Here is a 14,414-nt window from a genome sequence, read left to right as displayed (position 1 = left end):
AACAATGTTTCGTTGTACCTCTTCAACGCTTTTAGTCGTTACCGTAGCGCCAACATTAAGCTAATTTGTTTTTTACCCAGTTAGGCATCCAGCTGATAAGACCCATAATCTTATCTTGGAGCCATTTTGTTAAGTTATTCCAACCCAATTTTAAGCCATTCCATAAAAAGCTACAGATGCCTTTGCCAAAATTTAACATGCGGCTACCAATATTACTGATAACATCAGTAATAAAGTCAAAGCAGGTTGCAAAAAAGTCAGTAATCCAATTCCAGCCGGTTTTGATGCCCTCCCATAAAAAGCCGATGATCCTCTTACCAAGCCCTAAGAAGTCAATGCTAGATATATAATTGACAACATTGCTAAAGACATCAACAACCTTCTCCCATGAGCTAGCTAGAAAGTCTGTAATGCTACGCCAGTTCTTAATAGCCAGTACCAGCGCGCTAATCCCCACAATAAGCCAACCAATAGGTGTTGCCAGCATCGCCGCGCCTAGACTTATAAAAGCAGGTACAAGCGCCGCAAGTGCCCCAATGAGCGGTCCTGCTATATAGAGGCCAACACCCACAAGCGCCAGCTTTAGGTGATTGCTCAAAAAGCTTGCCACAGGCTTTATGCAATTATAGACCCATTTAAAACTCTCTGCCCAGTCATCTATGCTCTTGCGTAAGTCTGATGTTGGGTCTTTTAAGTCCTTCAAGGTTCCTTTAAACCACTCTAAACCCTCTTTGATCTTGTCATTGATTAAATTCTTATTGGCATCAATCAATTGATTAAGCCAATCAAGAGTCTCTTTCAAAATGGGCATAAACCCTACAGAGATCCGCTTGGTAAAGGTGCTAAAGCGATCCGAAAGGCCTTTCATACTATTATTTAAATCAAGTGCCCCCGCCACCGCATCATCACCAATAATGCTTCCCGAAGCGCGCGCCTCTTGGCGCATGGCTTTGATCTCTTCACGTGTTTTGCCCATAAAGGCCAAAAACTGCGGCCCCTTATCAAGGCCAAAGACTTGCTCGCTTAAGCCTTGTTGGCCTTCTTTCTTCATCTGCCCATGCGCTCAATGAGATCGCCAAACAGTGCGGCGGGGTCTTTCATTTTTTCTTTAAGGCTTTGTGCACTATAGCCAAGGGCGGCAAAGGCTTCTGCACCTTTCCCTTTGCCCGTGGCGATAAATTCATTGGCGCGCCGCGTCATCTGTGCAAGACCATCGCCCATACTATCAGCCGTTATGTTAAAACTATCGCCTGCATATTGGAGCTCTTGCAAGCTTTCCGCTGAGGTGCCAATGGCTTGTGCCCAATTATTAAGGCTAAGGGCATTGGTTGTTAGCTTCTTCTCAAGCCCATAAACACCGGCTACCAAACCACCACTGCCAAGCCCTACAAGAGCTGTCAACTTCGCAATCCGTCCTAAGCTTTTGTTTGCACCAGCCCCCACATTGTCAAAAGCCTTGCCTAAACCTTTGACCGATTTTGACAAGGTAGAAAGACCTGTAACCCGCCCCATCTTATTGAGCTTAGTTTGCATACGTTTAATGGGACCGGATATTTTATCTTCAAGCGATAGCTTGATCACGGCATTAGCTAATTTGTCCATGATGATCCTTTGAAGGTGGGGAAGGTGGTTCAGGTGGTTCAGGTGGTGTTAATCTTTTGCGCGCCCACTCGTGCCAAGAGACGAGCTCTTGTGGGGTGAGAGTTCTAGAAGCTCAGAAAGCGGCCAATGAAACACAAGGGCTAGGTCGGTGATGTAGGTGGCGGCTGTGTCCCAATCTCTAATTGGGATGGCCGCAAAAAATGGCCAATCATCTCCGCAAGGGCGTTCATGTCATACATGTCTAGTGCCGCTACGGCTTCTGGGGGCCAACCAGATAGCCTTACAATAAGCTTCTCAACTTGTTCCTGCTTTATACGCTCTAAGTCTACATGGCGTAAGTCTCCAACTGCGACACGCCGTAGTGTGATGTCCTCGTGAACCTTGCCTTCAAACTCAAGCGGCATGGCAAGCTCATATGTTTCTTCTAATGCAAATTTCCCTGCTAGAGTTTAACATTAACGCTCATGTTTTTTCTCCTAAAGTCCAATATTCGTGCGGTGTGCGGCAAGTTGATCAACGCCGCCAATGCGTTGGATCATGTTAACAATGTCAATCTCGGCATATTCCACATTGTCTTGTTCATAGCGGAAATATGAAAGCGTATAATCAATGGTTTGCGTGGTCTTTTGTCCTCCTTGCCATTGGCCAAAGTTCAAGCCTTTTTGAAGGCCACGTACAGAAATCACCACGGGCTCTTCTTTGCTACCTTGCGCCTGTACAGAGCCGCGCAAAATTAACGGCGTGTTAGGTGTGCTAAATAGCGTTAATAATTTAGGATCATAATCAGAAATCACCATTTGCATGGTCATGACATCAAGGCCTAACTCAATCTCAACAGGTCCATTCATACCAGCGGCGCGATGGCTTTCTACTTGTACCGTAAGATTAGGCAAAGTGACGCTATCAACGCGCCCAAGGTAAGAGCGACCGTCAAGATAAAGATTAAAAAGTTTGAGAAGACGAGGTAACGCCATTAGAAAACTCCCTCAAAATAATCATTGGTTAGCCTTGAGCGAAAGACGATATGCTCAGCGGGTGTTGGTGGGGTGAAGTCTATGTCAAACCACACAACACCATCGGCTAAAGAGGCGGGCCTATTAAGTTCAGGATTGGCAATGCATTTGCCACCAAGAATGGCACCTTGGGCTTTGAGATCACGCAAATAAGCGTTCACACTTTCGCAAACATCGTCAAAATAGGTTTTGGTAATGGTACGGTCAATCGCCCAGAGATGACTACGCAAGATGCTGTCTTCAATCATATCAGCGGTACGTACCACCGGCAAAAAGGCCCATTTGGTTTCGCTTGCCAAGGTACGATTGCCCCAAAGCCGATAGCCATTTTCGCGAATAATGGTGGTGATCTTGCTTGCATTTAACAGATTAGCTCTGCTTGCTTTGTCGCCAAGCGCAAAGTCAACGGGGCGCGCAAGCCCCAATACCCCATTCAAGACTTGGTTGGACGGTGACCACCAAAAACCTTTCTCATAGTCAATTTTGGCAATCAACCCAGCAACTGCGGCGCTTGCTGGCAGGGTAAGTATATGATCACCTGCGCTAACCTTAACAAAGGGGTCAACCATATAAAGGCGCTTGGAAGATAAATCAGCAGCATATTGCTGTGCGTCTTCATCGGTTGTATTGGGTCCATCAATTACTGCAATGGCGCGAAGCTTTTGCGCAATGATGCTAAGCTTAGCAACAACGGGGTTTATGATAGGCTTCTTGCTTTTTTCCTCTTGGGGTCGTTGATGGGTAAAGCCTGCCGCACATAGAATACGTGGTTCCAACCCCAGTTTAGACTTAGCGGCTAAGAAGGCGTCAAGGCCTTCATAAGCGCCGGCCTCATTTACACCGCCAAGGACTTTTGCAAAACTTTCCCTATCTTCCTCAACCCGCACCACCACAATCACCGCACCAATTTGGTTAAAGATTTGTGCAACAGCATCAGGGAGTGTGCCACGGGCTTTACCTACTGCGCCTAATTTTGCCGCTTTAAGCCGTGATCCCGCGATCAATACGGGTTCATTAAGCGGGAACACTTGCTCATCAGCATCAGGTGCTGTGCCAATCAAGCCAATAACTGCGCTATTGACTGTGCGTATGGGGCGGGGGCCGTCGTCAATCTCAATGACTTCAGCACCATGTAAAAAATCTGTCATAGGGTAACCTTTCGTTGCGAAAAGAAATTAGTAAGCTTTGATAAAGCTGTATTTGAAGTGCTCTTTTATGGAAGCCATAAGCTGAGTTTGTATAACAATATTTGGCATATATTGACATTTAACGCCAAAGTCCTATCATAGCAGGATGAATAGGAGCATACACATGGCTAGTAGTTTGAATATTTCTTTAACCGATGAGTTACGCGCCTTTGTAGATAGCCACGCAGGTGACGGCACGCTTTATGCAACGCCAAGCGAATTTGTTCGTGCTGTTTTGCGTGAAAAAAAGATGGTGTTAGAGGCTGCGAAAATCCGCGATGGCCTTATGCGTGGTTATCAAGATGCATCAAATGGGCGTACGATCCCCTATACAGGTTCGGCTAAAGCGGGGCACAATCTATACAAAAAAATGAAAAGCACTGGTGAAGCTTAATGCAGCTTGAAATTACTTTCAACGCCTATGCTGACCTTGATGAGATTGCGCTTTACACCACCCAATATTGGGGGCAAAAGCAGGCCGAAAAATACCTAAGTCTTATCTACCTAGCTATTGATAGGATTATGGAAAATCCAAGGGCGCTTTTACGGAGCGATAGCCAAATATCAAAAAATCTGTTCTTTTATCGCGTTGAGCAACATTTTATTTTTTGTGATTTAAGCCCTAAGCGCCTTACGGTTTTAACCATTCAGAATGCAGCACGCGATTTACCAGCCCGTCTTCTTGATTTGGAAAAGAGCTTGAAAGAGGAAGCGATTATGCTGCATTACCGCTTACAAAATCGTGATGAATAAAAGGCTTACTTTTTAGGTTTCAGCTTTTTTAATAGGCGTAGATAATCGGATATCTGGTGGAACATCTAATACCACTTTTTCTGTTTCCTCTGGCGGGATGAACTGTCCATTCTCATAGCGCCAACCAATACCCGCTTCATTAGAGGGAATGGCAATCGCTCCGTCATCAAATGGATAGGTGTAGTTCTCGGGCGCAACGATTGTGTTAACCACCACGCCGTCTTTTACAACTGCGTAATACATGCTGTTTCCTTTGATTGTGTTAATTTAGTACCAAATTTTGATTAAAACCATACCATTACCGCCGCGGCCTCCACCGCCGCCTCCACCGCCGCCTCTTATCTCGCCATCAGATCCATATTTTCCGCCGCGGCCGCCAAATTGAGATGCACCACCCCCACCACCTTGTGTAGCGCCACCACCTCCGCCCCCATAAAGACTATTCCCCCCATCACCGCCTTGTTGATAACCATAGCCTCCACCACCTCCTCCGCCCCCATAAATAGAAGAAAGGCCATTCCTTCCATATCCCGCTCCATTGAGATCTGCTTCTCCCCCATCGCCACTGAAATGGCCTCTGTGGATATCTCTACTTAGAATAGGGCCGCCACTACCGCCTCCGCTTGGACAATCGCCACTAGTACCACCGCTTGCGAATAGATGTCTGTCAAAGAATGTACTGCCACCATTAAAACTGCCGTTACTGCCCTTCCCAACAATCACGTTCAATGGCGTAGGCAAATCTTTTCTCAAATATTTAGCTACGCCACACCCTCCACCCCCGCCGCCACTACCGTCTTTGCCGCCGCTACCGCCTCCGCCCCAAGCCCATACTTCTATGAAACTATCATCAGTGACTTCAGCTGGCCATAAAACAGTTTTGCTTTCGAAAATTTCTATCTCTTCATCTGGTGGCAATAGGCCTTTCAACTGCATTTTTAGCATAGCTAATTGTTGTCTTAGTTCTAGATTGCTCGCACCATCCCCCCGCCTTTTAGCATCAATCTTTTGAGTGAGTTCACTCTTGGTAGCGTCAATCCTCTCAGCTAAGGCTTGCTCAACATCTTCAATTTTTTTGTTAGTGTAATAGGCTGTTATGTCCTTTGGCACAGGCATCAACGTATCCCTTATTTTGTATTCCAAAAGCGTATAGAGACACTGGCAGATTCTCCATGCTCGCCCCGATAGCTTTGACCACCACCGCTTTCATAACAGCGGGCTTTCCCGCCAGCACCACCCCAGCTACCGCCACTGCCACCGCTACCGCCATACGCATAATTTGACCAGTCATAAAATAAGGTCTGACCATTTGATCCGCGCGACCCGTCCACTGCTCTAACGGGGCTTGAACCCTGCTTAGCGAGGCCATAATTATCCCCACTACCACCGCTACCGCCTAGGCCTATATAGGTGGTGCCAGAAGAACAACGCGCGTCAGTACCATCATTACCGCTCCCAGCGTGTAATATAGTATCTATTGTGACACTAAGGCTATATGAACATAGTGGTTATCTTTTAAATCGGCTTTAAATCCATACCAAACAGATCGACCGCCCCCACCGCCGCCGCCTCCACCACCAGCACGATACTCATTACTACTTAGCCAATTATGCTCATAATAATAATCACCGTCCCCACCATTCCCACCCGCACCATAGGCTATGATTTCAATAGCCGTGTCATCATCTACCCATTCTGGAAACTTAATATAACCGCTTGTCTCCAAATAAAGCGACGCATCAGCTGTCTTTGGCCAATTTAGGGGGTTATTCCAAATTTTTTTTTTAAATCAGCAAATTGCGCATCAAAGGCTTTTTTTTGATTGGCTAGCCGATTTTGCATATCCTGTTCTTGTTGCTTTAGCTTTTGATTAAGCTCTTGCTCTATCTGTTGCTTAGTAGTGGTAATGTCACGCTCTATCTGTTGCTTGGTACTAGCAAGTGTTTGGTCGGTCTCTTTCTTAGTATAGATGTCACTGGCATCGTTCTTTAATAGCCCCAAAACAAAATCTGCGTGCCGGCTTTAAGCGGCGCTGTTAGTTTGAGGCTAAAGGTGCTCGTTGCTTTGTTAAAACTTAATCCATAATCTTCATAATAACTATTGCCGCTTATAAAGACCATGCCATCATCAAACCCACCATCAACCTTAAATGGACCCGTTTCACCCTCTACTTTTGTGACATAAAGCTGTTGACGCAAACCACCAATCGACACCGTAGAAGTGGGAACCCAGCCATCTTTAGACATTTGCTTCATCTGATTGGGATGTTGGCTTATATCAAACGCCAAAGTGCCGATAGGAGCCTTGACAGGTAAGCTTGTAAGCGCCCCTAGATAGCGTTGTTTAAAATCAGCAAGCAATTGTTGCGTGTCATTTTTTGCTACTTGCGCACCATTGCGTGCTTGTATCGCATTGTTTAAATCGACATGCACGTGCTGCTTATCGTCTTCGACCTTTTGTTTATCAAGGGCTACGTCATCGCGTAAACCTTTTCGTCTGATCAAATAGGGTCTGACTAGCCATGGTTGCGGCGGCTAAGGCTGATACTTGCCAATCATCTAAGGGGCCAAGCGTTGCATCGCTGTTTGCCCCATAAACCGCCATGACAAATAGTCGTAAAACCGCTCTCTCACGATCATAGTGAATCATCCGGCAAATGGCGTAAGCCGTACTATCATGCTTGCTGGTTAAAGCCACGAAGGGCGAGGGCACAAAGCTTTCGGCTTGCTCACCCTTAACTAAGGCTAAGGCAATATCGCGGATATCCCCTTGGCGAACGCTTAAAGCACCATCCACATCAGCAAGCAAAAACCCAAGTTCTGTGAGTTTGCGCAAACGCTCTGTTATCGGCCCTAAAATCTCATTAAGCCGTTTAAGCCCCATAGCCAACACTTCATTATTGGCTTCATCAAAGCTAAAGCTTTGGCCTTCAACCTTTAATAGACGCGTGTCAAGATCGCGCACCAAACGGTTCCAGCGCGCACATCATCTAAATATCACTACCGCGTACACAATAGGCTGGATAGCGGCTTTCTGGGTGTTTCTTTTCTACCTGCTGCACAGCTAAAACCTTTGTTTATCTTCGCTTAAACCTCTGGCCCAACTCTAATGACTTCCTCAATCAGAGCGGGGTCAACATCTTCAAGCAGGCTTCCTAGAAAATAATTAGTACTAATGGCGGTATAGGTTGTATTATGAAGAGTCACTGGTCTATTGAATGTGACCTTATAATAGATATCGGCTTCATATTTGCTCTCTTGTGTCGTCTTTGCCATGAGTCTTCTCCTTTACGCTGTGCGACCAATATCAACGCGCTCTGCTACGTGATAGGTGTTAAGTGGGCTTTTAGTGGTGCCGGTAATCTTGATTTTATAGGCTTTGAGGGAGGTAAACTTAAATTGCCAGCGCCGCTCTATCGCGTTGGGATCTTCAGTTTTATAATCCTTGACGCTACTTGGCGCGGTAAGGCTTTTAAAATCATCACCAGCCATAAGTCGCACAACGCATGTGTGGTTAGTCTGCTCGTAGTCTTCAAGCCTTAAGCGCACCTCTACAAGGGTGACGCCTGTAGGCATTGTGCGTGCCTTTGAGATATGGGTATAATCTGTGCGTGCGCGCGCTGTTGTGATGCTTGACGCAGAGCCAAAGGTAAAGCTTGGCATAAGGTCAGTTGTTCCAATGAACACCAAGCGCGCTTCATAAAGCGGGTTAAGACCGAGCAAGAGGTTTGGTGCATCGCTAGCAATGGGTCTCCATTGGCCTTCAACACGGATTTGCCACACCAATTGACAGCCTTCGGGCACAAAGCTTTCGGCCAAAATATCAACATCACCAATGCCGCCTTCCAACACCCATGGCTCCACTTGCACTTCTGCGCGTGTTGCGTTGAAATGGGCATAATAAAGGCGCATAGCAAGATCAATTTTAGCGTCGCCCATAAACCAGCCGCCGCCATCGCCCGAATAAAAATATTGGCCTTGGCCATATTTATTGCCATTGATCGTGCAGGCCATATGCGCACCATCTGTTACCAAAACCAAAGCATAGCGGCCTTTGGTCACAAAGACGGGGCCTATAGGGACTTTGGTCTCATGGGGATAGACTTTAAGATCCTCTACTGCGATCTTGACCCGCGCCAACACCTTGTTCAAATCAGGTGCGCCGTGATCGGTTTCTGTGATCAATACATGGATGTCACCCGTTTTAGCGATTTGTGAGAAGAACAAATCAATATGGGTCAACCAACCATCCTGTGCATTGAGCCATGTTTGCGCGGCAATCGTGCCGTTTAGGGTGAACGTTTCCACCTGCGCATCCCAATAGGCTTCATCATAACTATCATACCAAAATTGGGTCACCCGCACATAGCCCGTATGGGCGGCGGCGTTGCGACGATCTTCTGGTGTTACTTCCCATGTCTCACCATCCCTGCGAAAGATCCCCGTAACGGGGTCATAGCGCCCCGAATTCCACCAAGAAGAATTGGTGCACACCGACCTTGTAACCCCATAGCGTATGCGTGTGCGGGTGCGGGTCTTTTGCACCATGTTCACACCGCTTCGCACCGTATATTGCGAAAGGATAATCTCACCATCCTTACCCGCAAGATCAAGCCTTAGTTTAGGACTATAGGCGGGAAGCGCAAAATTGCCATTAAGCATAACACGCGGCTCTAATGGATTAAGCAAGTTGATATTAGCTTTGCGCTCAGCCGCGTTGCCAAAGCGTATACCTTCTTCAACCTTACAAAGATACTCAGGGTGTTGGCTATCACTATCGGATTGCTTAAGGCTTAAATAGTGATCAGCACCCCAAAAGGACATATCTTCAGGCATGCCAACCCGCGCCTTGAGGCGACCAATATCAGCGGCGGCATTAAAAAACTCATCTTGGCGCACCACGCCTTTAAGGCTTGATGCTAAGGCGGTCATATCGGTATCCAGCGTATCAATGCGCTTACCTGTGTTGTGCATCCAGCCTTTCACATTTGTGATATCGGTTTGTACCTTCTCAAGCGAGATAATCCTATTCTCTTGCACCGCTTCAATTGAGGCTATGCCCGCAGGTGTGAGCGTGACATAGGCTACAGGTACCACAGCGCTATCAAGGATGGGCGGTTGTGGATTGGCGTTCTCAATGCCTTCTACCGCATTAACCTCTGCAAAGCGCTGATTGACGGTCGCTACGGGGCGTGGTTCGATCTTATTTGACCATTCATCTGACTCTTTATCCGACTTCTCCTTTACGAGAAAGGTAACTGGTTCAATAGCGCTATCAAGCGTTTTGCCCCAAACCGCAATGGTGACAATTTTCTTAGTGATGGTTGGTAGGTAGTTGGCAAGGGATAAAATCACCCCATTATCTTCTTGGCGCGCATATACTTTGCCATTGTAATAAAGCCTGCCTTCGCCAACCGTTACCTCCATGGGGCCGGTCTTGGCTACGGGAAAGTTCCAAAATTTGGTGGTGCTGGTGATTGCATCATGGACAATATGATCCAAACCCTCGCGCGCAAACTCACCAATATTATTGAGAGAGTCTGAGGTCATTTGTTGTTGTGGATAAAAGATGGCGGTCTTTTCCATAAAATACTCCTAAAGCTGAAAGGGTAGCGCGCTATTAAACCGCACCGATCCATTAAGCGGTGTTTGGTCATCAAAGCGGCGGGGACGCGTGGTTTGCCATGTCACCAAAATTTGGTCGCGTTGTGCTTTGGAAAGGGCAATAGCGCGCGCGACCTGTTGCATTTGGCTGTGGTCTTTCGTGTATAAAAAGCTCTTTCCTAAAAAGCTCACCCCCAAGAAACTACTGCGTGGCCGGCTCTTAACCTTTAAATCAATAGCCACTTCTGCCTGATAGGCGGGCATAGAAAGGCGGCAATGGCCAAGAAAAGCACCGGTAGTGCGCTTAGCCCATGTTGGCTTTTGCTCATAAAGCGCAATAGAGTCATAGATCATCTCATGGGCTTTGGAGGGCAATAAAAAGTTGCGCCCTAGAAAACGCGTTGTTCCTTTGCCACAAAACATGCCATAGGCATCCTCGCCTTTGCTTGACATCCGCTTAGGTCGCACGTCCATAGGTTCAAGAGAGGCGCTCACCCCATTAGGCCATAGGGGCGAGGTTTGATCATAGTAATCCACGTCTTGGCGTATTGTGATAATTTGTGGCTCTCTCTTACAAACACCTAAAAAGCTACGCCCCATCTTGCCTAAGAAGGCGCCCTGTCCAGCCTCACCTGCTAACAGAAAGCGCTCAACACGCTGCTTTTGCCTTGCGGGTAAGTCAATTTTGGTAAGCGGTGTCTCCTTACCATTCTGCCACAAACTAGCGCGCCGCCCATAAAATTGGCGTGCGCGCGATGGCAATAGAAAACTATGGTTTAAAAAGCCCTGCCCACAAAAGGCCTCACCTTGGGCAAGAAACCGCTCTTTTACAAAGCGAATGCGGATTTGTGGTTGCTCGCTATGCCACGCCTCTAGCTTGTCTTTGCTCATGCCTTCTGACAAAAACATCCGTTGCGGGGGTGTGACAATTTGGCGTAGTTCACTACCAACCAAGGCAATATAGGTTTTTAATCCTGCCGCCGTGCCTTTAATGCGCTGGAGTTCAAAGGCGCGGGCAATGACTTGGCGCTTTTGGGCGATCGTCCATTGGTCATTCCATATCTCAATGCCAAAGCGAAACGCCAGCCATGGCAAGAGATGTTCCGCAATAGCATCAGGATTGGTAAAATCAGCCAAAGCATCAATCGGTAAGCTTGGAAAGCTTGTTGCTTGTTCTAGATTGCGCTCAAAGGCTGTTGACCTTGCCGGCAGAAGCGAACTAAACGCTGACATGGTCAATCTCCACCGCGATATCTGTGGCTACAGCGATTTCGAAACTCTTACAAAGCTGATCAACGCTTGGCGCTTCAAGCACCACATTTTGAATGCCTGTGCTTGTTAGAGCGGCAATAAGGCCAGAACGCGTTGCGCTATAACCAACCTTTTGCACCTCTTGCAAATAGGCTTTTAAGCGCTTTAGGGATTGCTCTTTCACAACGCCTTGGTCGGGACCGGGATAAATTGTAAGCTTGGCGGCAATAGAATAAGGCTTTGGAACCGCCATAGATACCACAACATGATCGGTTAAAGGGCGTAAATCCTCTTGGTTTAAACGCGCACGCACCATCTTTAAAATCTCATGATCGGGGCGGCAAAGGATACGTGTAAACGCGCTTTGCTCTGGTTGAGCAAATAAAGCACGCCCGATCACCGTTTCTTCTTCTGTACCATCCTTCACATCTTCATAAGCAAGAAGGCTAATGTTCACCTCACCTAAGTTCTGACTATCAACATTAGCATGCACAATCGCTGTTGAAACGCTCATCGTGTGGAACAAATAAGCCCGTCTTGGACCAGCGGTTGAAAGGCCGCTTAGTGCTTGCTGAATGCGCGAGCGAAAGCGCGCGTCCGTCTCTCTATCAAGGCGCATAACATTGGCAAAAGCACCTAACATCAAGGTCATGTCCGCGCGCGCTCACAATATTATTAGCGCGTGCCGCATCGTTAATGCGTTGGCGCAATAAAAACTCCCGATAGCAAAAGGCTTCAATCACCTTAATTGCGGGATCGCTCTCAAGCACACTATAATTTGGCTCTAACGCTTTTAACTTAGCAATGGCAGCTTGGCGAATGGCTTCATAAGAGACCTCTTCAACAAAGTCAGGGGCAGGAATTTGCGTTAAGTCTAATGTATGGAAATAGGCGTTTTGGCTCATTGTAAAACCAGCCCTTCCATTTTAATAGGCTTGCCGCTTGGCATGTAAAGCCCGTCAAAACTGATCTCAACACAGCCCGCTTGGGGCATAGTATAAGAGATCGTGTTCAGCTTTAAACGCGGCTCATATTCTTTAAGCGCTTGGGCTACAGCCATATACAGATCCACAGCAAAAAATGCATTCACTGGCTGGTCAAGTAAGCGCGCTACATCGCTACCATAGGCGCGACGCATCACACGGCTTCCTTTAGCAGTCATTAAAATATCAATCAGCGATTGCCGCAGATGATCCATACCAGAAAGCGGCTTTCCACTCTCTCTATCCATGCCAATCAACATAATATCTCTCTATTGCGCTGGGAATTCTAAGAAGTCGCGCACGTTCTTCTCAAGCTTACCATTTTGATCTGATCAGCAGGAATGTAAGTCGCGTAAGCACCTGCTTCTTTGTGTAAAACATCTTCATATTCTATCCAGTCTTCTTGGGCAGGGGCCATTGAATGCGTAATATAAAGCACTACGTCGCCTGTCGCCCCCAAAGCATAGGGACCGTTAGGAAGGTTTACAAAACGATGAAGACCTCTTGATACAAGGGTAGTATCATCTTTCAAAACAACATTAATTTCCTGAGGACGCGCATTTAGAGTTTCGCTAAACTGGATCCAAGCAGAAGGGGTGTGGTCGCAGTGACTAATATCCAACTTACGTAATATTTTATAAAACCATAGGCGAAAATATTTACGCCAAAGCGCGCTTATAATAATTGTCCCAAAAAACGCAGGGATAGCCGGAAAAGGTTCAGCCATACCAAAATACACGGCGGCTTTATAAAAACTCGCACCAATCAAGCCAAAGCAAAGGGATGGAAAGAAGATGTTTGCGGTTCTATCATCCGTGTGTATGCCGTTATTGGCAATATGATACCCAACGTATCCACAAGCTAATATAGCCCATATCTGCCAGACTAGAAGAAACAATACAGGATCGCTCATACTATCTCTCTATTGCGCTGAGGTAGTGATAGAGCCACCGACCGCAACGCCACCATGCACGTGGCTTTGCCCAATATTGCTACCATTATGGCTAAGCGTGCCTGATTGAATGGCGACACCACCTGCTTGTAGGCGCATTTGATTTGCGGCTTTGGTGGTTACATTTTGTGCTTCTATCCCCAAATCACCATCAGTTTTAATGCTAATGCCTTTGGGCAGTTTTGTTTGCATAGCTTGTGCATTAATCCCGATCGTTTCATCGGTAGTAAGCATAATGCCACGCGGCGCGTAAATCTCTAGCACGCCATCCTTAGCGCTGATCTTAGCGCCGCCCTCAATGGCAAGGCTAAAGCCGCCACCACTGCTAATAGACACATCAAATGTGCCTTTGTCCGCAATGGTCATTGTATAGCTATGGCGTTCATCATCATACTCTATTTGGCTTCCATCAGGATAAACGGTGCGGTGTAGGTTGCCTTTATCGGCCGCTTGAGTAGTCTCGGTCGCAAGCGCCCCTACAATCACCCCTTGCGCCAAATCACCGCTTGGACACGCCATAACAACTTGCTCGCCCACATCACGCCCGCTCCATTGGCGGGTCTTGCCCGCACGCGGCTGTATATCGGGCAACCAATCGGTCTCAAGGTCACCACTTTTAACACGGTAGCGCCCATTCTCATGATTGGCTTGTGATACACTACCAACCACCACTAAACCAGCAACGCGCCGCTCTAAATCAAGAGACGACGATACAACTCGCTATACATCTATAAAGCCTCTTGATAATCATTGCGGTGCGAAAGCCCCGTATCGGGCTCATAGCTATAGCGCACGCTGTGCACCACTACCGCTTCATCGCTTGGCGCCATATGGGTGCAATAGATGATGTCGTAATAAAGGGTCGCCCAAAGGGCAAGTGTCGTTCCTTTTGCGCCCCCATGATACTCCCATTGGGTCAATAAGCAGCTTTCTACTAGCCCCGCAAGATTAGGTGCTTGATAGAGAATGGTTTCGACATCCCATGTCAAACGATCCATATCATCTTCCTGCTCATAGCCCGCTATGCAACATTCAATCGCTATATGCAGGGTACGCCGCCGCATACCGTA

The 14,414-nt window shown here is 47.2% G+C and carries 21 protein-coding genes and 2 pseudogenes; 2 read left to right on the top strand and 21 right to left on the bottom strand.

Annotation, left to right across the window (positions count from 1 at the left end; translation table 11 throughout):
• Positions 1 to 55: 55 nt before the first annotated feature.
• From ACK28X_RS07005 to ACK28X_RS06985, 5 genes and pseudogenes are all read right to left on the bottom strand, one after another.
• Positions 56 to 1,051 (bottom strand): hypothetical protein, encoded by a 996-nt coding sequence (locus ACK28X_RS07005; RefSeq protein WP_412058336.1) that lies wholly within the window; start codon positions 1,049 to 1,051, stop codon positions 56 to 58.
• Positions 1,048 to 1,602: a hypothetical protein gene (locus tag ACK28X_RS07000; protein ID WP_412058335.1), complete on the bottom strand. Its 555-nt coding sequence runs from the start codon at positions 1,600 to 1,602 to the stop codon at positions 1,048 to 1,050. The genes ACK28X_RS07005 and ACK28X_RS07000 overlap by 4 nt, the downstream gene beginning before the upstream one ends.
• 140 nt (positions 1,603 to 1,742) lie before the next feature.
• A pseudogene (locus tag ACK28X_RS06995) lies at positions 1,743 to 2,009 on the bottom strand (phage tail assembly protein); the annotation flags it as partial.
• A gap of 69 nt (positions 2,010 to 2,078) precedes the next feature.
• A complete protein-coding gene (locus ACK28X_RS06990) occupies positions 2,079 to 2,576 on the bottom strand; it encodes a phage major tail tube protein (protein ID WP_412058334.1) in 498 nt (165 codons plus the stop codon).
• Positions 2,576 to 3,763, bottom strand: a complete 1,188-nt coding sequence (locus ACK28X_RS06985; protein ID WP_412058333.1) for a phage tail sheath subtilisin-like domain-containing protein — start codon at positions 3,761 to 3,763, stop codon at positions 2,576 to 2,578. The genes ACK28X_RS06990 and ACK28X_RS06985 overlap by 1 nt, the downstream gene beginning before the upstream one ends.
• A 163-nt stretch (positions 3,764 to 3,926) precedes the next feature.
• Here ACK28X_RS06985 and ACK28X_RS06980 point away from each other — a divergent pair, with 163 nt between their 5' ends.
• Positions 3,927 to 4,196: a type II toxin-antitoxin system ParD family antitoxin gene (locus ACK28X_RS06980; RefSeq protein WP_412058332.1), complete on the top strand. Its 270-nt coding sequence runs from the start codon at positions 3,927 to 3,929 to the stop codon at positions 4,194 to 4,196.
• Positions 4,196 to 4,555: a type II toxin-antitoxin system RelE/ParE family toxin gene (locus tag ACK28X_RS06975; RefSeq protein WP_412057374.1), complete on the top strand. Its 360-nt coding sequence runs from the start codon at positions 4,196 to 4,198 to the stop codon at positions 4,553 to 4,555. The genes ACK28X_RS06980 and ACK28X_RS06975 overlap by 1 nt, the downstream gene beginning before the upstream one ends.
• Positions 4,556 to 4,567: 12 nt before the next feature.
• Here the strand turns inward: ACK28X_RS06975 and ACK28X_RS06970 are convergent, their stop codons facing one another.
• From ACK28X_RS06970 to ACK28X_RS06895, 16 genes and pseudogenes are all read right to left on the bottom strand, one after another.
• Complete coding sequence (locus tag ACK28X_RS06970) at positions 4,568 to 4,798, bottom strand: hypothetical protein (RefSeq protein ID WP_412058331.1); 231 nt, start codon at positions 4,796 to 4,798, stop codon at positions 4,568 to 4,570.
• Between the two features lie 24 nt (positions 4,799 to 4,822).
• Positions 4,823 to 5,671 (bottom strand): hypothetical protein, encoded by an 849-nt coding sequence (locus ACK28X_RS06965; protein WP_412058330.1) that lies wholly within the window; start codon positions 5,669 to 5,671, stop codon positions 4,823 to 4,825.
• Positions 5,634 to 5,936, bottom strand: coding sequence for a hypothetical protein (locus tag ACK28X_RS06960; protein ID WP_412058329.1), 303 nt, complete (start codon positions 5,934 to 5,936; stop codon positions 5,634 to 5,636). The genes ACK28X_RS06965 and ACK28X_RS06960 overlap by 38 nt, the downstream gene beginning before the upstream one ends.
• A 93-nt stretch (positions 5,937 to 6,029) precedes the next feature.
• Positions 6,030 to 6,281, bottom strand: a complete 252-nt coding sequence (locus ACK28X_RS06955; RefSeq protein WP_412058328.1) for a hypothetical protein — start codon at positions 6,279 to 6,281, stop codon at positions 6,030 to 6,032.
• Between the two features lie 32 nt (positions 6,282 to 6,313).
• Complete coding sequence (locus ACK28X_RS06950) at positions 6,314 to 6,556, bottom strand: hypothetical protein (RefSeq protein ID WP_412058327.1); 243 nt, start codon at positions 6,554 to 6,556, stop codon at positions 6,314 to 6,316.
• A complete protein-coding gene (locus tag ACK28X_RS06945) occupies positions 6,544 to 7,059 on the bottom strand; it encodes a hypothetical protein (protein ID WP_412058326.1) in 516 nt (171 codons plus the stop codon). The genes ACK28X_RS06950 and ACK28X_RS06945 overlap by 13 nt, the downstream gene beginning before the upstream one ends.
• A complete protein-coding gene (locus ACK28X_RS06940) occupies positions 7,031 to 7,519 on the bottom strand; it encodes a hypothetical protein (protein ID WP_412058325.1) in 489 nt (162 codons plus the stop codon). The genes ACK28X_RS06945 and ACK28X_RS06940 overlap by 29 nt, the downstream gene beginning before the upstream one ends.
• 122 nt (positions 7,520 to 7,641) lie before the next feature.
• Positions 7,642 to 7,830 carry a hypothetical protein gene (locus tag ACK28X_RS06935; RefSeq protein ID WP_412057119.1) on the bottom strand — a complete coding sequence of 63 codons (189 nt, stop codon included), beginning with the start codon at positions 7,828 to 7,830 and terminating at the stop codon, positions 7,642 to 7,644.
• A 12-nt stretch (positions 7,831 to 7,842) separates the two neighbouring features.
• Positions 7,843 to 10,140: a hypothetical protein gene (locus tag ACK28X_RS06930; protein WP_412058324.1), complete on the bottom strand. Its 2,298-nt coding sequence runs from the start codon at positions 10,138 to 10,140 to the stop codon at positions 7,843 to 7,845.
• A 9-nt stretch (positions 10,141 to 10,149) separates the two neighbouring features.
• Positions 10,150 to 11,391: a phage tail protein I gene (locus tag ACK28X_RS06925; protein WP_412058323.1), complete on the bottom strand. Its 1,242-nt coding sequence runs from the start codon at positions 11,389 to 11,391 to the stop codon at positions 10,150 to 10,152.
• Entirely contained in the window at positions 11,378 to 12,061 is a 684-nt protein-coding gene (locus tag ACK28X_RS06920) for a baseplate J/gp47 family protein (protein ID WP_412058322.1), read from the bottom strand. Before ACK28X_RS06920 ends, ACK28X_RS06925 begins: the two co-directional genes overlap by 14 nt.
• Positions 12,018 to 12,314 carry a hypothetical protein gene (locus ACK28X_RS06915; protein WP_412058321.1) on the bottom strand — a complete coding sequence of 99 codons (297 nt, stop codon included), beginning with the start codon at positions 12,312 to 12,314 and terminating at the stop codon, positions 12,018 to 12,020. Before ACK28X_RS06915 ends, ACK28X_RS06920 begins: the two co-directional genes overlap by 44 nt.
• Complete coding sequence (locus ACK28X_RS06910; RefSeq protein WP_412057183.1) at positions 12,311 to 12,640, bottom strand: GPW/gp25 family protein; 330 nt, start codon at positions 12,638 to 12,640, stop codon at positions 12,311 to 12,313. Before ACK28X_RS06910 ends, ACK28X_RS06915 begins: the two co-directional genes overlap by 4 nt.
• Positions 12,641 to 12,678: 38 nt before the next feature.
• Positions 12,679 to 13,305 (bottom strand): hypothetical protein, encoded by a 627-nt coding sequence (locus ACK28X_RS06905; protein ID WP_412057182.1) that lies wholly within the window; start codon positions 13,303 to 13,305, stop codon positions 12,679 to 12,681.
• Positions 13,306 to 13,314: 9 nt separating this feature from the next.
• Positions 13,315 to 14,025: pseudogene (locus ACK28X_RS06900) on the bottom strand (phage baseplate assembly protein V); the annotation flags it as partial.
• Between the two features lie 47 nt (positions 14,026 to 14,072).
• Positions 14,073 to 14,414, bottom strand: a 342-nt coding sequence (locus ACK28X_RS06895) for a hypothetical protein (protein ID WP_412058320.1), incomplete at its 5' end; no start/stop codon positions are given.

Origin of the sequence: Bartonella sp. DGB2 (assembly GCF_046843095.1) — a bacterium.
Taxonomy (GTDB): Bacteria; Pseudomonadota; Alphaproteobacteria; order Rhizobiales; family Rhizobiaceae; genus Bartonella.
This window is presented reverse-complemented; position numbering and strand designations above follow the sequence as displayed.